This is a genomic window from Fulvivirga imtechensis AK7, from assembly GCF_000331535.1.
Classification (GTDB): Bacteria; Bacteroidota; Bacteroidia; order Cytophagales; family Cyclobacteriaceae; genus Fulvivirga; species Fulvivirga imtechensis.
The window spans coordinates 216,752-238,213 of sequence record NZ_AMZN01000055.1; the positions used below are offsets into that span (position 1 = coordinate 216,752).

The following is a 21,462-nucleotide window of genomic DNA, read 5'->3' on the forward strand; positions in this document are numbered from 1 at the left end:
TTTCATAGTTTTGGAGAAGGATCACTTCGGTTATTGCCCTTTCTCCCAGGGGCTCCGGCAATGTTATTAAGTTAAAGGTGTCATCCCGCTCTGGAGGTATCTACGCACAAGTAACTGCTTCAAAGGTGCATGGATTTCTCCCTTGGGGTCCCCGAGGGCAAGCTCGGGACAGGCGAGATGACTGTACTTCTTAAAAGAGTTTTTCAAGCCTTTAGCGGAGGCCGTAAGAATTTCAATGCCACACGTATACTTTGTAAATCACACTGTTTGATACCGATGATGCTATCATCTCACTATCAGCATGTAATGAAAACTTGTCATTGGTACGAAAGGAAGGGTCTTCCTAAGTTGCTGGTAGTATCCTTGAACTTAGTTAGATTCTTCATGCCTTCCAGAGGCAAGTTCGGGGACCTTAAAAAGAGGTTTTTTAGGTCTTTTTTATAAGAATACAATTTAATCGGTTCTACTATATCGAACTCACGTTAATTATGGCTGTAGTACTAGCTTCTTCACCCCCGAAACATGTGAAGAAATGGCTTTCCATGATCCATTTTGTCGAATAAGTACATTACTGGATTGATAAACGGTTTCCGATGAATCGCTCAGGATGTGGCCGGTTCCGGAAATGATAGCCGTACCATTGTCAAAAATATCGAGTCGTTTGATTTCATAGTAAAACGAGTCGGGTTTATAAGTGCTATTCTCCACCCATTCCAACTCACCATTTCTGTCTGACCATCCTCCCTCGTGGTCTATCATTTTAAACTCATCATGTAGAATTTCAGCAAGTAAAGTGGCATCATGATCGTGATATGCCTTCGGCCAAAGTACTTCTTTTAGATTTTTTAATGTAGTCGTATCCTGCTGTGTGATTGGAGTGATTTTTTGTTTTTCGTAGGAACAGGATAATGCGGTCAGACTAATGGCGAGAATTAAGGCGTTTTTCATAAGTGGATTTGGATGATTGTGATTTATGTACGCACGTATACTTGCAACAGTTCTATTTTTAACAAAGCATTAACAATTTAAATCGTCACGTCCTGTTTCAGATAATATAGTTCTGTTTTCAGAAAAATATCTGTAACCGGGTAGTATGGAATTTGATTCTTATCAACCAAGGCTTTAACTATGTAAAAATTATACATTGCTTATGACTATAAAAGAAGCACAACAGGTAGTTGACAAATGGATTACTACAACGGGTGTCCGGTATTTCAACGAACTGACCAATACGGCTATTCTAGCCGAGGAAGTAGGAGAGGTGGCGCGGATCATGGCGAGAAGATATGGTGAACAATCGGAAAAGGAATCCGATAAAAATAAGGACCTGGGAGACGAATTGGCAGATGTGCTATGGGTGCTTATATGCCTTGCTAATCAAACCGGGGTGGATCTTACCGAAGCTTTTCAAAAAAATCTGGAAAAGAAATCGATGAGAGACAAAGACCGGCATCAAAACAATCGCAAGCTCAGGTAAGCCTGCGATTCGGATCAGGGGGTCGTAGTTTCTTGTAGAAGTACGATCTCACCATCTTTTAAAACCGGAACGATATTGTACAGATCCATTTTCAGACAGTACTCAATGTCTTCGTAAATATTCAGTTTATGAAGCCTTTTGGCATGAGATGAGCTTTGCACCAACGCCAGCAGGTTATGGCTCATATCCTGATAGGCGGCCTGTACTAGCAGAGGAGCATCGCATTCATTAGCGAAATCATTTTGAAGCTTTTCCACAAGAGCTCCCGCAAACAGAGAGTCCTCCATATTCACTTTACCTTTCCATCCTGCACACAATATCAATGCATCGTTTTCCTGCTCCTTCAGGTACTCAGCTACTGCGGAAATATTCAGGAAACATCCGATGACAATCTGTGAGGCTTCTTGTGACTTCTCAATGGCAACTGTACCATTAGTAGTGGTAACAGCGATACTTTTGTCTTTTAACAGCGGATCCATGTAGTCGAAGGGAGAATTACCGAGGTCAAATCCGGGTACTTTATCGCCATTACGTTCACCGGCTATGAAATAACCTTCTGATTTCATAGCCCGGCATTCATCAAGGCTGGCAAAGGGCCTAATGGCTTTTACGCCATAGGCAAGTCCGGTTGCCATACACGATGTCGCTCTTAAGATATCAACGACCACAACGATTTTATTTTTTACCTCGAAAAGATGGATGAGGTCGGGGCTAAGGCAAACGTCAATTGTTTTCATAGGAAATTTGGTAGAAGGAATACTGTGGGATAAACAAGGTGGTAACATAGTAGTACCACCTTGTTTTATATTATATTAAAGGAAGCTTAGCAACTTCTGCTTTTAGCTTTCTGTTTCTTACGGCAATATATATTTCGGTTCCCGGTGTGGCAAATTCCTTTTTTACATACCCCAGGCCAATGCCATGATTGAGTACCGGTGACATGGTGCCTGAAGTAACTTTTCCAATTTCATTTCCCTCTGCATTTTCAATAACATAGTCATGTCTCGGAATACCTTTATCCACCATTTTAAAGCCTACTAGCTTTCGGGTTATACCTTCTTCTTTTTGTTTCTTCAGGTTTTCTGAGTTGGTAAAGTCTTTGGTGAATTTTGTGATCCATCCTAAACCGGCTTCCAATGGAGATGTAGCATCATCAATATCATTGCCATACAGGCAGTATCCCATTTCCATTCTTAAGGTATCACGAGCACCCAGGCCAATAGGTTTGATACCCTCAGATTGGCCGGCTTCGATTATCTTGTGCCATACCTTTTCGGCATCTTCATTCTTTACATAGATCTCAAAACCTCCGGCACCTGTATAGCCTGTTGCAGACATAATTACATCAGGTACTCCTGCAAATTCGCCATGCACGAACGTATAGAATTTTACCTCTGACAGATCAGTGTTTGTGAGCTTCTGCAAAACCTCCGTAGCTTTTGGCCCCTGTACTGCAAACAGTGACATCTCATCTGAAATGTTCTGCATCTCAGCGCCTTCAGTGTTGTATTTCTGGATCCAGTTCCAATCTTTTTCAATGTTGGAAGCATTCACCACCAGCATATACTCATTGTCTTTTAACTTGTATACGAGCAGATCATCTACGATACCGCCGTTTTCATTTGGCAGACATGAATATTGGGCTTTGCCATCCTCCAGCTTTGAGGCATCATTGCTGGTCACTCTTTGTATCAGGTCCAGGGCTTTTGGACCGCGTACCATGAATTCCCCCATATGAGAAACATCAAATATGCCCACGCCATTTCTAACAGTGTTGTGCTCCTCAATATCAGATGAATATCTGACAGGCATGTTGTAGCCCGCAAAAGGAACCATTTTGGCGCCTAAATTTTCATGTATATCGTTAAGCTGTATTTTCTTTAATTCCATAGTATCCATAATATTCCAAATTTAGAGATTCAAAGGTAACAATTCTGCCGTACAGATCGAACGGGCCGTAAAGTTCTAAAAATTTTGTTCTGCTTCTTCTACTTTTTTAACCAATTCCTCGTATTCTTTGACAAATTGATTATAAGAATTATCGGATACAAGCACCTGAAGCTCCTCCAGGCTGTGCCGGGCATAGCTATTGAGTTGTACACGAGCGCACTGGAGTATATACGCTTTTAATAACTTTATTGACCTTGGGTTGATCTCAATAGCGCTTAGCAGGATGTTATATGCTTCAAATCGGTCATTAATGCCTAGAAAATTAGCCGCTGCTATTACAGCTTCTTCAAAAAACGGATTCTTGTATGCAATAAAACTATAGTTTTGCCTTGCATTCACCGTATCGCCACTAGCTTCATTGATCAGGGCGGTGTAGTAGTGCTTTTCGATAATGCGATTCTCATCAAACGCTATCCCCTGGTTAATCTTTGTAGATAGCCCTCTTACCGTGCCTCTGGCTGCCAACATCTTTAACTCATACCAATGGATGTCATCAAACAACTGTTGATCAGTAATCTCGAGTCCGGAAAGGCGAGTGTAATAGTCAATGGCTGGTTCGGTTTGATCATTTTTCCAGAGTTTTTGTGACATATCGAAAATAGCTTGTGCCTTGTAGTTGCTGCTTTTTATTTCCGATACAAGCTTGTTGAACTTCAACGTATCTGTGTGATCGATGAAGTAGCGCAGGTATAAATACTTGTCGCTATCATTAAAAGCGGGATAGTCTGTTGGTTGTGTATTTAATATCTTCAGGATAGTATGAGCCATAGCCTTTACTTTACTGTCTCCGACTGTGAGTAATTCTTCCCATGCAGCTCGTGCCATTTCAAGACTTCTGTTCTCAGTTAAAGTAATGGCTAAATGAAGCTTTGCCTCTTTGAAATTACGATCCGCTGCCCACGTGAAGTATTCCACGGCTACATCGGGGGCTTTTTGCTGAAGCGCCCAAAGTCCGATAAGATTGAAATATTTTCCCCCGTTCGCAACACTCGTATTGGCCAGCCAGTTGAGCTGCCGAAAGGCCCGGTTAACATCCTGATCATCGTACCGATTGAGGCATAATGCCAATTGAAGGCTCTCTTTATGATTTAAATTGGCGCTGACATCAATAAATTGACTGATTTTACCTGTATTTATGGAGTCCCCTTCAAATAAATGGTTGAATGCCTGATTGTATAGGATCGAGGCATCCAGAAAACTCAATACCGAGTCTTCGGGAGTGAACTCTTTGTTCAAATATTCATGCGCTCTGTTCTTTAATACGAAACTATTGTTTAGTGATATTGGATCTTCACGGACATCAAAGGCATTAATAATTGAATCCGCATTTAGCCGTAGATCATGCTTGGCTAGTAAAGCAAGGATGTTGCTGCTAGCTGTATATTGTGTGACCTTGTTTTCAAATGCTTCATTTAAATAATATGCTGCTGTATCCAGGATGTTTGTTTTGGCATATGCCAGCCCCAGGTTGTTGAGGATATGGCCATTTTTGGGTGTATTTTCCAAGCCTTCGTTAAGAACAAATAGTGCATCAAAAAATCTCGATTGTTCTAAATATAAATTGCTCAGATTAACATAACCTTGTGGTGATGGGTTTTTAGCAATAGCAGTTTTGTAGTAAACAGCGGCTTTAACAGGATCTTTTCGCTGAGCGGCCAGTAAGCCCAGCATGTAATGAGACTTATGGTTTCTATACCCGAACACCGCTGCCTCATGATAGTAGGTTTCCGCTAGTCGCAATTCTTTGTTGTGATAGTGCATATCCGCTATACCATTATAGTAGGCAGATATACTTTGATTAACGGGCACCTCCCAGTTGGATTTTACCAAAAAGGCTGTAAATGCAATAAGCCCGGCCAGTCTGAAGGTGAAATAAGGCATAGCTGTGGGCTTGTAAAGTACCTTGTATACAGGCATACTTCTCTTTAGCGGATCGAGAAAGTTGCTGGTGATATATACCACGAATATTATTCCATAACCCAGGTGTGCATAAATAATGAAGTCACGGAATACTTCAATGCCGGGGTCGTTAAAAGTTCCAAAGAAATGTGCAATGGTGGTAAAGCAGCATATTGCCAGCGTAACATAGGCGATAGCTCCCAGGGGAAAGAAGTTAAAGAGGTATTTGTACTGCTCCTCTCGCTGCCTGAAGCCCCAAAGTCCTAGCAGCGCTGATATTAATAGTAACAGGAATAAGTTAACATAAATAATATTCCAGTTGATGACGTTAGTTTCGTAGAGATATGCCAGCACCAGGTTGGTAAGGTAAATTGCCGTTATCAGGTAAAAGTGCAGCAAAGTATTACGACCTGATGTGCTACCTGAGCTGGTGAGCAGGTATATGAAAGATGCAATGATCTCATGTGCGATCATCAGTATAAATATGAGGCTAATGACCAACGCATTGCTCATGCCGTAAGTGGCGAGGTATAAGAATGGTGTCTCCACTTCAGCAAAGAAGGCTACCAATAAGGCCATTATGACAGTTATCGATAAAAATGTCAATAGCCTTTTTAGAAATGGCACTTCCTGCCTGACAGCGTTAAAAAAATATGATGCCGGCAAGTACAGAAGAAGGGCAATGATCAACCCCCATTTTTGTTCGCTACCAAACAGTAGCAGTAATTCGAGCTTGTAGTTTACCAATACAAAAGCGAAAATGGCCATACCGGTGAAATACCAAAATCTGGGCAATGCCGATATCACAGCCACCAGTATGTTGATACTCAATACGGCAACCAGGAGGAAGATGTAATAGGATAACACGTTGGTGTCAGGAGCACTGCCGCTAAACTGTTGAAAAAAAAGAATATTGTCTGCAGAGGTGGTCAAATTAAATGGTCCTGTGGAAAAAGTGTCAATAATGATATTAACCCGATCGGTTTTTCCCAATATGTCCCAGCCAATGACAGATTCTACCCCTCCCAGAAAGTTATAGCAAAACCAAAGTATAGATAAAGTAATAACGAAAAGAAGGACCAGGTATAGCTGCTTATATGGTGATGGCCAGTTTTTCCAGAAAAATTTAGACTGCATGTTTTATTATTCCAATACTTTAGGCACCCTGAAATAGTCAGAATCTTTTTTGGGCGCATTTTTTAGTGCCCGCTCATGACTTAGGTGTGGTTTTACCTCATCTTCCCGTAGTGCGTTTACTTCGTAAGACATAGTCGTTAAAGGCTCTATGCCATCAGTATCTATTTCATTCAGTTTTTCTACCCACGTGATGATCTTGGTCATATCCTCCATCATTTCCTTAGAGGTATTTTCATCAAACTCCAAACGAGCAAGGTGTGCTATTTTATATAACAGATCCTTATCTATGTTCATTTAGTTGTTTTTTTAGTTCTGAATCAATGACTTCGAAAGTTTTTTTCTTCAGATAGTCTATATCACTTATTGTTAAGCCTTTCGTTTCAATAGGCTCGTGGTAGATAATTTTCATTTTACGCCTTCTGGGCAAAAAACTGGAATCCGGTAAAATTATCCAATTAAAGGGAATAGTTACAGGAATGATGGCAATTTGTTTTTCAATAGCTGTACGAAAAGCGCCATCTTTTAGCCGTGCCATGTCCGGAGGATTTACCGTTATTATGCCGCCTTCAGGAAATATTGTCAGGTTTTTTCCCTGGTCAATGGCTTCGCAACTCTTTACGAACGTACTATACCGGCTTTTGAGGCTATCCCGGTTGACCGTTATATGCAGTTTCTTATACATGAAGCCAAAAAGTGGGATCTTTTCCATGTCACTTTTACCTACAAATATGCTGTTGACCTCATTAAGGCCCATCGAGGGAATATCAAGGTAAGAAAAATGATTAGGACAAAAAATGTATTGTCTGCTCGTATCCAATTTCACCCTGTAGTCATTTTCATATGGTATGAAAGACGCGCTTAAAAAGATGCGCGCCCACCATCTGTTGAGAACACCAACCAAATGAAAATGCCTGGGAAATATTACGGGTAACATGAGAAGAGGGAAAAAAAATATAAAAGTAGTAGCAAAAATTACTACTGCATAAGCGGCATGCAAACCTTGCATGAACTTTTTAAGGCTCAACCAGTTAGGGATGCGGTTCTTCACTATTTCTTTTGCCAAAAACATGAAGTTAAAGGACTATCTTGTTATAGAATTCCGGATTATCCAACTTCAATTAAAGTGAAATAGTTTAATTAGCACAATAAAAATCAATGTAATTTGACGATGCATCGCTGATCTCTTAATATTTCGAGTGCATGATCAAGGTCCAATCCTGATTTTGCTTCATCCATTTTTGCGTTAAAAGAAAGTTTCAGTTCTCTTCTTTTCAGGGACTCAACAAATCGTCTTACTTCCTCTTTGTTTTCCAGTATCAGCGGTGGCACTGAAGTAGGGTTATTATTGTCGTCTTTCGCCACCATGGTTACATAAGAGGTGTTGGTATGCTTAACTGTTCCGAGTTTTACATTTTCCGCTATCACCTTTATTCCTACTACCATTGAAGTGTTTCCTGCGTAGTTTACAGAAGCATGCAGCGATACCAGGTCGCCTACTTCCACAGGTTGAAGAAACTCAACACCATCCACCGATACGGTTACACAATAGTTGCCGGCATGTTTCGAAGCACAGGCGTAAGCTACTTTATCAATTAGAGATAACAAGATGCCTCCATGTATTTTTCCACCAAAATTGGCATATGATGGGATCATAAGTTCTGTAATGGTGGTTTTTGAGTAGTTTACCGAGCGTCCGGGATGTTCCATGGCGAAAGATAGCAAGAAGTTTTTAAATTATGTGAGGGGGTCATTTATTTGTAAATAGCCGATCATATATATATTTGGGAAAAAGATACAAATAGGTTTGACTGTTTTGGCAAGTAAGCCTATATTACATAATTTTCAATATTAAACGACTTAACATCTGGTGAAAGTAAGGGGATTAAAATATAAGCTACTCATGATGACTATGCCGGTAGTTATTCTGGTATTTTTAGCTTGTATCGGGTTTATTGTTGTTACATTAAGATCACAGGCTATTGAGGATAATGAAAAGCTAGCCTTTAGCTATGTTGAAAATCTTGCCAACGAAGTGAAAGCCAGGCTAAATGAAGATATAGGGCTTTCAAGAGCGATTGCTTCTTCTGTCGTCCCATATAAAGATTCCACCGGTGTGGCAAGGGAGAATTTTATTAAAGGGATGTTATCCGGTATTATCCAAACTGAAGAACGATATCATAGCGCCTGGTTGAGCGTTGAATTACAACATTTTGAACCTACTTGGGACAAGGCTTATGGCCGAAAAAGGTATACGTTTTATCATACTGGAAGCCCGGCTATTGACTCTGCCAACCTGGAAGGAGACCTGAAGGGCAGTAACTATCTGCAATTGAAGCAAACAAGAAAGGAAGAGGTAAACGACCCTTACTACTATACGCAATATAGTGATGCCGGTGATGAACGGAATGACGTATTTGGCACCTCGATATGTGCCCCCGTACTTATTAATGGTCAATTTGGGGGTGTCGGTGGAGTGGATATTTCCCTGGAGTATTTTCAGTATGTATCAGACTTCAAACCATTTGAAAATTCAGAAACCTTTCTTCTTTCTAATAATGGTACTTTTGTAGCGCACCCCAATAAGACCCTGATTGGTAAAAATATGGATGAGATGATCTCTCCCGATATTGTTGAGGAGTTTGCGCTTGATCTTCGTGTAAAAAAAGGCCAATCTTACCTGGTAGACGTTGAACTTAATAATGGGGAAAGCCACTTGCTGGCGCTGGCTCCAATAGAGCTTGGCAATTCTGATTACCCTTGGGCTATTGGTATTGCCGTACCAAAAAGCGTGATCCTTTCGGAGGTAAATAAAAGTCTGCTACAATCACTGCTGATAGCATTGTTGGGTATGGGTATTGTAGGTTTTGTGTTGTGGAAAATAGCAGGGTCGATAACAGATCCGCTAAAAAGAGTAAATGCATTAATAAAAGATATCGCACATGGTGATATTAACCTCAATAAGAAGGTATCCAAACCTTCTGAAGATGAGGTAGGTGAGATCAGCGTGTCTGCCAATATCCTCATAGATAACCTGAATAATAAGGTGGAGTTTGCCAAGGGAATAGGCGAAGGTAACCTGGATCTTGTTCACGAGGTAGCTGGTGAGCAGGATATCCTCGGACAATCACTGATCACCATGCGGGATAGCCTGAAGGAGGCGCGTGAGGAAGAAGAGAGGAGAAGCTGGGTCAATCGTGGTTTAGCCAAATTTACTGAAATACTCAGGCTGAATGAGGAGGAGCTTGAGGCATTTTACATAAAAGTGATCAGTGAGATGGTCAAATATTTGGGGGTAAACCAGGCGGGGCTATTCATAATTAACGATGATGAAGAGAACGACATATACCTGGAGTTGGTAGCTGCTTACGCTTATGAAAGACGGAAGTTCCTGGAAAAACGCATAGAACTTAATCAGGGACTTGTCGGGCAGTGCTATCGTGAGAAGGATAAATTGGTGCTGACTGAGCTTCCCGATAATTATATCCGCATAACCTCGGGTTTGGGAGTAGCCCCTCCGACACATGTCTTCCTGGTACCTATTAAGCTAGAAGAGGAAGTGCTGGGTGTAATGGAATTTGCCTCTTTTGAAATAGTGGAGGATTATAAAATTGAATTCGTAGAAAAGGTGGCTGAAAACCTTGCCTCTACAATATCTACATTAAAGACCAACCAGCGCACCAGGGTTTTGCTTGAGCAGTCACAGCAACAATCTGAGGAGCTGAGAAGCCAGGAAGAAGAGATGAGGCAGAATATGGAGGAAATGGAAGCCACTCAGGAAGAAATGAGAAGAACGCAGCGCCTTGTTGAGAAAAATCAGATGCTTATGGAAGTACTGCTCAACCAGGCGGGAGATTCAGTAATTGTATTCGACCAGCAATTTAATATAGTACTGCTCAACGAGGTACTTAAGAAAAGGTATCATGGCACGCAATTTCAGATGGCTGTGGGGGATAATATTTTAGAAAGGTTAGGCGACCACAGAACTTTATGGGAAAAACATTATAAAAAAGTGCTTGCAGGAGAGAGCCTTCAATTTACCATTAAAAGCCAACTCAACGAAGCTGAAAACTACAGGTTCTATTTTATGAGTCCTATCCGGGATTCCAGTGGAGATGTTCTGTATGCCAGCGTTATCACCAGAGACGCTAATGTAGATCAATACGGCCATGTTTTAAGTAAAGAGGAATTTGAAGCGTTGTAATTCTTCTCAGTGGCTTTGCCAAATCAAGCAAAATATTAAGTAACTTAATAATAATTATAAATCTCTAAGCAATAATGGAAATCAAATTATTTAGCGCTCAAACATATGTGGAACGGAGAAATACCCTGAAAAAAACACTGGGTAAAGGTGTCGTTTTGCTTTTGGGAAATGATGAGAGTAGTATCAACTTCAAAGACAACTGGTACCCTTTTCGTCAGGATAGTACTTTTTTATATTATTTCGGACTCAACCTCCCCGGGATAAGCGCTCTGATTGATATTGATAATAATAGAGAAATTATTTTTGGTAACGAGCTAAGTATTGATGACATCGTTTGGACAGGACCTCAGCCTTCCCTGGCCTCGCTAGCCGAAAAAGTTGGGGTTACACAGGTATTGCCAACTTCCAAAATCAGTGACCATGTGTCCAATGATACAGCTTATTTGCCTCCATATAGACCTGAACATACCGTAAAGATAAGCCAGTGGACAGGCAAAGGTATTGCTTCAGCCAATTCGGATTATTCCGTGCCTTTAATAAGGGCCATTGCACAGCAAAGGTCTGTGAAATCTGCCGCGGAAATAGACGAGATCAACAAAGCAGTGTCTATTACCAGCGATATGCACCTGGCCGTTATGCAGGCAGCCAAACCCGGCATGAAGGAGCATGAACTGGTGGGAATTGCCGTGCAAAAGGCTGCTGAAAATAATGTACACCTTTCCTTTCCGCCGATAATGACGGTGAATGGCAATATTCTTCATAATCACTATTATGGAAACACACTAAAAGAAGGGCAGATGCTGCTCTTTGATGGCGGTACCGAGTCATCATCTCTGTATGCGGGTGATATGACCAGGACCTATCCCGTTGGGTCTAAATTTGATAGCCGTCAAAGGGCGCTCTACGATGTTGTAATAGATGCTCATTCTGCTGCTGTGGATGCATTAAAACCCGGAGCGCTTTTCAAGGATATTCACCTGCTGGCGTGTAAGAAACTTGTTCAGGGGCTTACTCAGGTAGGGCTGATGAAAGGAGATGCCGATGAGGCAGTGTCGGCCGGGGCGCATACCATGTTTTTTCAGTGTGGTCTGGGCCACATGATGGGCCTCGATGTACATGACATGGAAAATCTCGGAGAGCAATATATCGGGTATACCGAGTCTTTAGTGAAAAGCAAGGAATTCGGACTAAAATCTTTGCGCCTGGGTAAGAAGCTGGAAAAAGGCTTTGTAGTGACAATAGAGCCTGGTATTTATATTATACCCGAATTGATTGACATGTATAAATCTGAAAACAAATATGCTGATTTCATTAACTACAAGGAGCTGGAGAGCTACCGGGAGTTTGGTGGAATACGTGTTGAAGATGATTATGTAGTAACAGATGCCGGCAGCACACTTTTAGGCACACCTCTCGCCAGGTCTTCAAATGATGTGGAGCAGGTGCGAGCCAAGGCGCTGGAGCCTGTAGCTTTGTGATAAATTAAAATAAACAAGGCTGTGTTTTAAAGCCTTCCCAAGCGGGATGCTTTTGGAGGACAACTCTAAAAATTCCATCATTCAAATGAGGCCGTCTAAGAATACTTCCTGAGACGGCCTCAACTTTACTCATTAGCTTACAACGGTATTCGCTGACTAGTCAATGTCATCATTATACCATTCGCCATATTCATTTTCATCCACATAACTGTCGTTATTTCCATCCCATAGCTTAAAGGTGCCATCCCTGTATTCATTTTCGTCCAGGTAGCCGTCACCGTTCATATCCCAGTCATCGAATAGCCCATCATCAACGTCACGATCTTGGTAGTATGAAGTGAAATTATTATTCCATTCATTTTCATCCAGTCGACTATCGTTGTTGGCATCCCAATCCATATAGGGATTATTATCTCTGAAACTATTGTTAAACTCATTATTGTCTATTCTTCTATCAGCGTTGGCATCCCAGGTGCTGAAGTTATTGTCATTAACATCAGTTTTGATTTGTGCGAAACCAGCAGATGCCAGAAATAAGGATAGACATAAGGTGAGTATTATCTTAATTGACGTTTTCATAGCTTTAAAATTTGGATTCAAATTAGATTTAACTACTCAGATTAGTTCAAAAAAGCTGCCAGAAGAAAATTATTGGCTGTTAAAAACCCGCTGAATGGATATCCCTGTGAAGGTCAGGATGTTCATGGATACAGTTGTGAGGGCATGGAAATAAAAAACGTGGATAATATTTCTGTTCAAGAAATATTATCCACGACACCAACAATAATACCGGAAGAGACAGTGGTTATCCCACAGTTCTTACTTCTCCAAGTTTTTTATCCTCCTGGTAGTAACAACTGAGCAACGACTCCATCTGCTCTTTACCCATAGCGATAGCCTCGATCTTTTGCCAGAGCTCATCTTTGACCAACCTTCGGAGGGGTTGCTCCAGGGTAGGGATCTGCTTAAACGGTTTGAGTAGCTTTTTATCCCAGACTTTAGCATATTTGACCAGATCATCCGGATATACAACCTTTCTGCGCGTTCCTTCCGGAAAAGCTCTAAAAGGCTCAGATAAGTTCAGGTAACCATAATCATCGGTGAGTTGCTCACCTGGCTCTATGTCTCTGATAGCTATCTCGAAGTCATAGGGAGTGGTGAAGCAATTTGAGTTAAAACTGTGGTTTACAAATCGACCGTTATCCCAGCAAAGAATAAAATTGCCGACACTGTTGCGATAGGCATAAGTGTCTAAAATATTTCGGTGAAGGTCGTCCAGCGCCATTATTTCCGAGGGGGTGAATTCCCGGTCCAGTTTATCCAAAACCCAGGTAATAGTACCTGCGGGAATGAAAGACGTAGCTACAACCCCGTAGCCAATGTCTTTGTTAATGAATTTTAGTTCGGTATGTGGATGTATCATAGTTGAAAATACAAAAAAAGCTTACTTGTTAAAGTTTTTGGTCAACAATTCTTTTTTAGCAATAATCCAGCCTCACGCTCTGTGAGCCCACTTTTTTCGGGTTTGCATGGGCGCAGGGTATGATGCTTATACTACTAATGGAAAATGAAGCCTTTTTGTTATCTTCTGCATTGGTAATTTATAGTACACTATGGTACGCCCTTTAATCTTTGGCCTTATTCAAGGGTTCATCAGTGAAATGTTCGTGCCTTCTTTCCTTCGAAAACTTATCGGTATTAAACTCTTCAGATTTTCCTTTGGGAATGGAAAGGCTCTTCCATCGATTTCCCTTCAGCATTTTTCCAATAAAAATTATCTGACCTATATGATATGGGTAATGAGCCAATTGGCGGTTGATGGCTTCTAACACGGTATGACCCTGATTGCGAATGTAAATTATTTTCTCTAAATCCTCTGCTTTCAGAGTTTCGAGTGCTGTAAAAAGGCAATCCCATCCCTCATTCCATTTTTTAAGTAGCTCACCCTTTGATAACGCACTGTTTTCAAACTCTTCATCCCGTTTCCTTGTCTCTTTTTCACCATCGGTAGTTAAAAAGTCTGTCCATCGTGAGAGCATATTTCCCCATAAATGTTTAATGATGATGGCAACGCTGTTACTCTCTTCGTTGTATTGCCAAAACAGTTGCTCTTCAGAAAGCTGTTCTATGGTCTTCTCACCCAATTGACGATAATATACAAATTGCTTCTTACTACTTTCTATATAGTTGTGGTTCATATGCTGTACGATTCGGGATTTTGAATAAAATTAATACAAAAATAATGTATGATTATAGTCTATAGCTTCAAATTATTTAGCAAATAACCACGGTGAGGAATAGAGGTGCGTTATCTTAAGAATTGCCCTTCTCGAACCTTTATCGTAACTTTGTATCCACATTTTAAAAGAAACAAAACACATTTCATATAATGATCGAGGAAAAATTGAAATACAAGGTAAAAGACATTTCTCTGGCTGCCTGGGGCCGAAAGGAGATAGAGTTAGCAGAAGCTGAAATGCCTGGTCTAATGGCGCTCCGTGAGGAATATGGTAAGCAAAAACCACTAAAGGGAGCCAGAATAGCGGGCTGTTTGCATATGACCATACAGACTGCTGTTTTGATAGAAACACTGGTTGAATTAGGGGCAGAGGTCACCTGGTCATCTTGTAATATCTTCTCTACACAGGATCATGCTGCTGCTGCAATAGCTGCTGCCGGAGTTCCTGTATATGCATGGAAGGGAATGACAGCCGAAGAGTTTGACTGGTGTATAGAGCAGACATTGATCTTCCCTGATGGCCAGCCTTTGAACATGATCCTTGATGATGGCGGTGACCTTACCAATATGGTTTTTGATAAGTACCCTCAGTATGTTGATGGCATTAAGGGTCTTTCAGAAGAGACAACTACTGGTGTTCACAGACTGATCGAGCGAGAGAAAAATGGTACGTTGGTAATGCCCGCTATCAACGTAAATGACTCCGTTACGAAATCTAAATTCGACAATAAGTACGGATGTAAAGAGTCTCTTGTTGACGCGATAAGAAGAGCTACTGATGTAATGATGGCTGGAAAAGTAGCGGTTGTCGCCGGTTATGGCGATGTCGGAAAAGGGTCTGCGGCATCCTTAAGAGGAGCCGGTGCTCGTGTACTTGTTACGGAGATCGATCCTATTTGTGCTTTACAAGCTGCCATGGACGGATATGAAGTAAAGAAAATGGATGATGCCGTTAAAGAAGCTGATATTGTAGTTACCGCTACAGGTAATAAGGACATCATCGTTGGACGCCATTTTGAATCAATGAAAGACAAGGCTATTGTTTGTAATATCGGCCACTTTGACAATGAAATAGACGTAGCCTGGTTGAACAAAAATGCTGAAAAAGATGAGATCAAACCTCAGGTGGATAAGTACAGGCTGTCTAATGGCAGGGATGTGATCTTGTTAGCTGAAGGCAGGCTCGTAAACCTGGGCTGTGCTACAGGACACCCTTCATTCGTAATGTCCAATTCATTTACTAACCAAACTTTGGCGCAGATCGAGCTTTGGAACAATACTGACAACTACGAAAATAAGGTGTATACATTGCCAAAGCACCTGGACGAAAAAGTAGCAAGACTGCATCTTCAAAAAATAGGTGTGGAGCTTGAAACTTTGAATGAAGACCAGGCTAAGTATATCGGTGTAACGGTTGAAGGTCCCTATAAGCCTGATTATTACCGGTATTAATACCTGTTTTGAATAAGCAGAAATAAAAGAGGCCGTCTCAAAAGCCTGCTTCTGACGTCATCCTATGACACGTTGGCTTTTGAGACGGCCTCTTTTATTCTAAGATATTTCCTTCAAAACTGCACTTCCGTTCGTCTGCTTCTGAAAAAAGGCCTGAGCACCACCCTGTCCAATAGTAACAGCGCAAGTATGACCATGGTAAAAAGAAGGCCATCCGTTAGTATCTTTAAATTAACGGTATCAGGCATATTTACTTGCGGTATTTCAATAGGGGCATTGTACCGGGTAAGATCAATTGAGTTAAAAAGATCAATACTGACAACGCTTTCTGTCATAAACATTGATCCGGCGATTACCGTAAGCAGCGCAAGAGCTAGTACAATAAATCCGTTCCTCCTGGAATAATACGGCTGATCAACAATAGGCTTATGAAGGTTTGCCATTACCTTTGATGTGAAATTCCTGGATGGTGTTTCCAGAATTTGAGTACTCAAAAACTGATCAATTTGCTTTAACTCCTTCAATCTCTCGGCAGTTCCAGGGTCATTGAGTGACTCATTGACCTGAGCAGTTTGCTCGGGAGTCAGGCTACCATCTATATAATCAAGTAACAGCTCGTCTGTTATTTTTAGCGGCTTTTTCATAAGCTACAAATTTAACGCTTCTTCTTTTAACATTGTTTTTATTTCATCAGCCAACCGTTTCCGGGCTCTGTGTAACCTTACCTTCACGGTATTTACATTTAAATTAATGATTTCTGAGATTTCTTCAAGAGAGAACTCTTTTAAATAGAAAAGTGTAATTACCGTTCTGTCAAGTTCAAGCAGTTTTTGCAGTGCCTCATGAATATACTTTTGCTGGTCTTTTATCTCCATTTCGGAAGAGTGGCCCTCATAATAAGTATATTTAATAGTTTCCAGCGTCTCTTTTTTAACTTTTTGCTTTCGTTTGTACGAAACAGAAGTGTTAAACACAATTCGGTACAGCCAGGTTGAAAACTTCGATTGCCTATTGAAACTTTTTAAATGCTGATATGCCTTAATGAAGCTATCCTGAGTGGCTTCCTCCGCATCTTCTCTGTTATTTAAGATGTTCAGGGCGATCGTAAAGGTATAACTTTTATATTTCTCTATAATATGATTATAAAGATCCGTTTCTCCATTGATGATCCGATCGAGTAAAATATCATCATTCTGAATGTTCACCATGCTTTGACGCTAATACCCTTTATCAAGTTACACATAAAAATGATATTTTTAGTTTTTTCATTTTTAGCATAAATTAACTGGCTCACACGCCTTAATAAGGGAGATGTGCGGATTCGGAGTGCGATGAAAAATTTTATTACCCCTGTGTAACCTGCTTGAAGAAGGGTGCGTCAAAGGAGCAAATGTTTTAACAAAAGGTAAGAAAATGGAACCAGAAATTTTAGCAATCTTTATTCCTATCATAGCCATTATCGGAGGCATTGTAATGGTGATATACTTGAGGAAATATGAAAACGATGAGCGCATGGCCATGATAGAAAAGGGCCTTCATCCGGCAGAGCTTCCGAAAAGAAAATCCAATACCTCCGGGCCGTTAAGGTTTTCCTTACTCCTTATCGGAGTAGGTCTTGGATTTATTGTGGGCTACTTTATAGAGAGTAACACCAATATGGGAGAACTCAGCTATTTTTCAATGCTGTTCATCTTCGGTGGTTTAGGGCTCGGCTTATCTTACATTATTGAAGAAAAGAAGGCCAGGGAGGAAGCCATGTTAAAGTAGTACTAGAGAAATACCCACTTTACCAGAAAATTTGTGGCCGCCACCAATAAAATGGCGGCCATTATATTTAGCCATATCCCTGCCTTCATCATTTCTCGCATTTTTATATGACCACTGGCAAATACAATGGCATTGGGAGGGGTAGAGATGGGCATCATAAAAGCACAACTGGAGGCCAGAGTGGCAGGTATTACCAGTATAAGTGGATTTACGTTCAGTCCATTGGCTACGCCAATAACTACAGGAATAAAAATAGCTATCAGAGCTACATTGCTCATTAATTCTGTCATCATTAGAACAATGGCAGTGATTATAAGAGTTAATATCAAAAGATTGATGTTATCGTAGGCGCTGACAGCTTCCCCGATTAACTGGATAAGTCCGACTTTTTCCAGCGCCTGAGCCAGACACATTCCTCCTCCGAAAAGGATCAGTATCCCCCAGGGCAATTTTGCAGTATCACCCCATTCTAACAAGAAACCTGATCCCTCTGAGTTGGTGGGGACTATGAACATCAGCACCCCGCCTGCCATAGCTATTGTAGTATCTGTCAACAAGTCACTCCCAATAAGTTGATTCAACTGAGATTTAAATATCCAGTTGATGGCTGTAAGTCCGAATATTACCAATACTAATTTTTCCGCTTTTGAAACCGGTCCCAGTTGATGTAGCTTATTGGTGATAAGGTCTTCGGAGCCAACGATTTTTTTCATATGGTTTGGAAACAATACTCTGGTTAATAAAAAGTAACAGACCAATAGTAAAAGCATACCTACAGGGATACCCATAAGTAACCATTTACTGAAGAGCATTTCATAACCCAGGATTTGCTTCAGGTATCCGACCATTACTATGTTAGGAGGGGTACCGATGAGCGTCATGGTGCCACCAATATTGGCTGCGTAAGCAATACTCAGCATAAGTCCGGGGGCGAAGTTTTTGCTGTTCTTGCCTATCGTCATATGATCTGAGAGCAAATGAATTACCGATGCCGCTACAGGAAGCATCATTACGGCAGTGGCAGTATTACTTATCCACATACTGAGTAGCGCAGTAGCAAGCATAAACCCCAGAATAATCCCGTTGCCACTGGTGCCGGTGATCTTGATAAGGTTCAGGGCTATTCGTAAATGTAAATTGTGTTTCTCCAAAGCTATTGCTATAATAAAGCCTCCCATGAAAAGAAAGATAATTGGACTGGCATAGGGGGCGGCAGCTTCTCCTATTTTGAAGATTTCCAAAAGAGGAAGTAGGATCATTGGTAAAAGTGCAGTGATGGGAATGGGTGCAGCCTCACTAACCCACCAGGAGATCATCCATCCGGCAAGCGCTAAGACTTTCCAGATTTCCGGGGTAAAAAATGAGGAATGTTGAAATTGCAGGAGAACGATGAAGATAAAAGGACCAAGGAATAGCAAAAACCAGTTGAGCTTTTTCATGTAATCAGTATTGAGATATTAGTATTGAGTATTGGGTATTGAGACTAGAGACTAGAGTATCTCATTTTATAGTTAGTATTGCTGCTCTTCTACTCAATACTCACGACAAAGTCTCACGACTCAAGACTCAGGCATATTTAACCATAAAAAACATTTCTCACAAAAACATCAGAGGACATTTCTGAAGACCGAATATTATTTGGTGAAATTTTGAATTTTCAGAATTTATCATTAGAATAGGGTGTGGATTCTGTTAAGACATACCGAAGCCGCCTGCGGGATTGCGGTTATCACTCTAAACCAATCAGCTTGCGCAACCTGCAGCCTATCTTCGACTGTTAGTCGAGCCATCCTTTCTTTTTCTTTTATTAACACTAAACACACGCCTTGTGGCTAAGTGGAAAAGCGGTAGATGTGGAAGTCTGACGAGCAGTCAATAGTTGGTAATCACAACCGATGGTCAGCTTATACCCATGCACCACTCTCCTCCGGGGGAGGAGGTACAGAGGTGGGGTAAAAAAGTGGGTATGTACAATCGTTTTACAGCCTGAAGCCTCATGCTGGTTATTACAGCCACCGCTTTTGTTGATCGTAGATTTTCTCCACCGGATTTGATACCCGGAAATACTGTCTGATCCTGGCCTTGGCTTAAGGTAGTGTTGTTGGTGTATTCTATAACCTAAAAACCCAACCAAATGAAAACTTCAATAAAAAGTGGGCTGGCTTTAGCCTGCGCAATGTTCTTTATGTTTTCCTGTGAGGAAACAACAATAAACCCTGAAAATGAGAATGACACTAATGGGACAACCGAAATTCCGGGTAAAAAAAGTAAGAGTACCGGAAGATCCAGTGCTTCTATAGGAATAGTAGGTAGTGAGGCTGATGTTTCGCGAACCACCACTCAGGGTACGGTTTTAATGGGTGGTGGCAATGATGTTGATGAGGCCATACAATGGATGATCAATAAATCCGGGGGCGGTGATTTTGTAGTGCTTCGGGCTACGGGAACGGACGCTTACAATAGCTATATCTATGGGCTGGGGTCTGTTAATTCTGTAGAAACATTGCTGATCAATTCTCGAACTTTAGCCAACGACCCTGGTGTAGAGGCTACGATTAGAGGTGCTGAGGCGCTGTTTATTTCTGGTGGAGACCAGTATAATTATGTCAACTATTGGAAAGACACAAAAGTTGAAAGTGCCATCAACTATTTGATCAACACTAAAAAAGTGCCGGTTGGTGGCACAAGCGCAGGCTGCGCTATACAGGGCGATGCCTATTTTGATGCTTCAAATGGCACCGTATATTCAGATGAAGCGCTTGATAACCCTTACAATCAGTATATGACACTGCAAAGGGGGAATTTCTTAAATGTTCCATATTTGGGCAATACTATTACCGATACACACTACGACAATCCTGACAGGAGAGGGCGGCATCTGACGTTTCTTGCCAGAATGAACAAAGACTGGGGAATGACCGCCAAAGGCATAGGTGTAGACGAGGGCACGGCTGTCTGCATTGAAAGTAATGGTAAAGCACGTGTGTTTGGATCAGGCTACGCATTTTTCCTGAGGCAAAATGGTGCGGGACCCGAGCGTTGCCAGGCTGGAGCCTCGCTAGACTGGTATCGCAACAGGCAGGCTGTCAGGGTTTATAAAATAATGGGTAACTCCTCCGGGAGCCGCTACTTGTGGCTTGATACATGGACTTCAGGATCGGGGGGAAGCTGGCAATATTACTATGCCGACAGGGGTACATTAAGAATTTCTTATTAGCTGGGAAGCAGGTCGCTCCGGAGTACTTTGAGGCTTTGGGGTGGCCTCTTTTATGTGGGTAGCGCCAGAAAGAACTGTATCAGCATGTAATACCCAATCGCCAGAAATATCACATGGAGCCATACAGTTCTGTTGAAATATGCTGCTGTTGCAGCGAGCACTACTCCGCCTCCTCTGATAATATTCTGGACAAGTACATTGCCAATATCATTGTAAACAAATGAGCTGATAATGGTAAGCACAAAATACACTGCAAAAAGGGCAAATAACCAACGGGTGTTGCCATAGAAATACTCCTTCATAACTACTTTCTCCTGATTTTTAAAATCAGGGAATAGTATGACGCTGATTAAATAAAACAGAAAAATGGGAAGCAGAGAGTAGATAAAAAAGAAAATACTTTGATTGATATCTGCCACACGAGGCCATATGCCCCACCAGTTTTGAATGAACATTACAAATGCAAAAATGGTCCAAAGCAGATGTTGCCAGTAAGACTGTATGTGTTTTCGGTTCCTGATAATGGAGCCCCATCCCTGGAAGTACTCAGCGCCTACGTATCCGAAGATTATGGCATTAAAAACCGTCAGGTATTCAGTATGAGTGAAGCCTTCAATAATATCGGGTACCTGATCAAACATAATC

At 41.3% G+C, this 21,462-nt stretch carries 20 protein-coding genes; 6 read left to right on the forward strand and 14 right to left on the reverse strand.

Features of this window, described 5'->3' with window-relative positions; genetic code table 11:
• Positions 1 to 486 precede the first annotated feature (486 nt).
• Complete coding sequence (locus tag C900_RS17325) at positions 487 to 948, reverse strand: nuclear transport factor 2 family protein (RefSeq protein ID WP_040496981.1); 462 nt, start codon at positions 946 to 948, stop codon at positions 487 to 489.
• A gap of 202 nt (positions 949 to 1,150) precedes the next feature.
• Here C900_RS17325 and C900_RS17330 point away from each other — a divergent pair, with 202 nt between their 5' ends.
• The gene (locus C900_RS17330) at positions 1,151 to 1,477 is read left to right on the forward strand and encodes a nucleotide pyrophosphohydrolase (RefSeq protein ID WP_009581407.1); all 327 of its coding nucleotides are present in this window, start codon (positions 1,151 to 1,153) and stop codon (positions 1,475 to 1,477) included.
• Positions 1,478 to 1,491: 14 nt separating this feature from the next.
• Here C900_RS17330 and C900_RS17335 read toward each other — a convergent pair whose 3' ends face one another.
• The 6 genes from C900_RS17335 to C900_RS17360 all read right to left on the reverse strand — a co-directional run bounded on the left by C900_RS17335 (position 1,492) and on the right by C900_RS17360 (position 8,170).
• The gene (locus tag C900_RS17335) at positions 1,492 to 2,214 is read right to left on the reverse strand and encodes a 2-phosphosulfolactate phosphatase (RefSeq protein ID WP_040496982.1); all 723 of its coding nucleotides are present in this window, start codon (positions 2,212 to 2,214) and stop codon (positions 1,492 to 1,494) included.
• 70 nt (positions 2,215 to 2,284) lie between these two features.
• A complete protein-coding gene (gene gcvT / locus C900_RS17340; protein WP_040497023.1) occupies positions 2,285 to 3,367 on the reverse strand; it encodes a glycine cleavage system aminomethyltransferase GcvT in 1,083 nt (360 codons plus the stop codon).
• A 75-nt stretch (positions 3,368 to 3,442) separates the two neighbouring features.
• A complete protein-coding gene (locus tag C900_RS17345; protein ID WP_009581410.1) occupies positions 3,443 to 6,463 on the reverse strand; it encodes a tetratricopeptide repeat protein in 3,021 nt (1,006 codons plus the stop codon).
• A 6-nt stretch (positions 6,464 to 6,469) separates the two neighbouring features.
• Positions 6,470 to 6,757 (reverse strand): Asp-tRNA(Asn)/Glu-tRNA(Gln) amidotransferase subunit GatC, encoded by a 288-nt coding sequence (gene gatC, locus C900_RS17350; protein ID WP_009581411.1) that lies wholly within the window; start codon positions 6,755 to 6,757, stop codon positions 6,470 to 6,472.
• Positions 6,744 to 7,526: a lysophospholipid acyltransferase family protein gene (locus C900_RS17355; RefSeq protein ID WP_157494065.1), complete on the reverse strand. Its 783-nt coding sequence runs from the start codon at positions 7,524 to 7,526 to the stop codon at positions 6,744 to 6,746. Before C900_RS17355 ends, gatC begins: the two co-directional genes overlap by 14 nt.
• An 89-nt stretch (positions 7,527 to 7,615) precedes the next feature.
• Positions 7,616 to 8,170 carry an acyl-CoA thioesterase gene (locus tag C900_RS17360; RefSeq protein ID WP_040496983.1) on the reverse strand — a complete coding sequence of 185 codons (555 nt, stop codon included), beginning with the start codon at positions 8,168 to 8,170 and terminating at the stop codon, positions 7,616 to 7,618.
• Positions 8,171 to 8,330: 160 nt separating this feature from the next.
• Between C900_RS17360 and C900_RS28615 the strand changes: the two genes are divergently transcribed.
• Positions 8,331 to 10,664 (forward strand): cache domain-containing protein, encoded by a 2,334-nt coding sequence (locus C900_RS28615; protein WP_157494066.1) that lies wholly within the window; start codon positions 8,331 to 8,333, stop codon positions 10,662 to 10,664.
• 74 nt (positions 10,665 to 10,738) lie between these two features.
• Positions 10,739 to 12,142, forward strand: coding sequence for an aminopeptidase P family protein (locus tag C900_RS17370; protein WP_009581416.1), 1,404 nt, complete (start codon positions 10,739 to 10,741; stop codon positions 12,140 to 12,142).
• 156 nt (positions 12,143 to 12,298) lie between these two features.
• Here the strand turns inward: C900_RS17370 and C900_RS17375 are convergent, their stop codons facing one another.
• The 3 genes from C900_RS17375 to C900_RS17385 form a co-directional block, all read right to left on the reverse strand.
• Positions 12,299 to 12,721: an EF-hand domain-containing protein gene (locus C900_RS17375; RefSeq protein WP_009581417.1), complete on the reverse strand. Its 423-nt coding sequence runs from the start codon at positions 12,719 to 12,721 to the stop codon at positions 12,299 to 12,301.
• A 226-nt stretch (positions 12,722 to 12,947) separates the two neighbouring features.
• Positions 12,948 to 13,565 carry an SET domain-containing protein gene (locus tag C900_RS17380; protein WP_009581418.1) on the reverse strand — a complete coding sequence of 206 codons (618 nt, stop codon included), beginning with the start codon at positions 13,563 to 13,565 and terminating at the stop codon, positions 12,948 to 12,950.
• Positions 13,566 to 13,767: 202 nt separating this feature from the next.
• Positions 13,768 to 14,340, reverse strand: a complete 573-nt coding sequence (locus tag C900_RS17385; protein ID WP_009581419.1) for a DUF1572 domain-containing protein — start codon at positions 14,338 to 14,340, stop codon at positions 13,768 to 13,770.
• Positions 14,341 to 14,531: 191 nt separating this feature from the next.
• Here C900_RS17385 and ahcY point away from each other — a divergent pair, with 191 nt between their 5' ends.
• On the forward strand, positions 14,532 to 15,833 hold the full coding sequence (gene ahcY, locus C900_RS17390) for an adenosylhomocysteinase (RefSeq protein WP_009581420.1): 1,302 nt from the start codon (positions 14,532 to 14,534) through the stop codon (positions 15,831 to 15,833).
• A 113-nt stretch (positions 15,834 to 15,946) separates the two neighbouring features.
• On the opposite strand, the gene C900_RS17395 is transcribed toward ahcY, so the two are convergent.
• Together C900_RS17395 and C900_RS17400 are read right to left on the reverse strand one after the other, a co-directional pair.
• Complete coding sequence (locus C900_RS17395) at positions 15,947 to 16,477, reverse strand: anti-sigma factor family protein (RefSeq protein WP_009581421.1); 531 nt, start codon at positions 16,475 to 16,477, stop codon at positions 15,947 to 15,949.
• A gap of 3 nt (positions 16,478 to 16,480) precedes the next feature.
• On the reverse strand, positions 16,481 to 17,041 hold the full coding sequence (locus C900_RS17400; protein WP_009581422.1) for an RNA polymerase sigma factor: 561 nt from the start codon (positions 17,039 to 17,041) through the stop codon (positions 16,481 to 16,483).
• A 205-nt stretch (positions 17,042 to 17,246) separates the two neighbouring features.
• On the opposite strand from C900_RS17400, the gene C900_RS17405 reads away from it, so the two are divergent.
• Positions 17,247 to 17,600, forward strand: coding sequence for a DUF6249 domain-containing protein (locus tag C900_RS17405; protein WP_009581423.1), 354 nt, complete (start codon positions 17,247 to 17,249; stop codon positions 17,598 to 17,600).
• Between the two features lie 2 nt (positions 17,601 to 17,602).
• Here C900_RS17405 and C900_RS17410 read toward each other — a convergent pair whose 3' ends face one another.
• Positions 17,603 to 19,039 carry an SLC13 family permease gene (locus C900_RS17410; RefSeq protein WP_040496984.1) on the reverse strand — a complete coding sequence of 479 codons (1,437 nt, stop codon included), beginning with the start codon at positions 19,037 to 19,039 and terminating at the stop codon, positions 17,603 to 17,605.
• A 695-nt stretch (positions 19,040 to 19,734) separates the two neighbouring features.
• Between C900_RS17410 and C900_RS17415 the strand changes: the two genes are divergently transcribed.
• Positions 19,735 to 20,817 (forward strand): cyanophycinase, encoded by a 1,083-nt coding sequence (locus tag C900_RS17415; protein ID WP_040496985.1) that lies wholly within the window; start codon positions 19,735 to 19,737, stop codon positions 20,815 to 20,817.
• A gap of 50 nt (positions 20,818 to 20,867) precedes the next feature.
• Here the strand turns inward: C900_RS17415 and C900_RS17420 are convergent, their stop codons facing one another.
• Complete coding sequence (locus tag C900_RS17420) at positions 20,868 to 21,458, reverse strand: hypothetical protein (protein WP_040496986.1); 591 nt, start codon at positions 21,456 to 21,458, stop codon at positions 20,868 to 20,870.
• Positions 21,459 to 21,462: the final 4 nt, after the last annotated feature.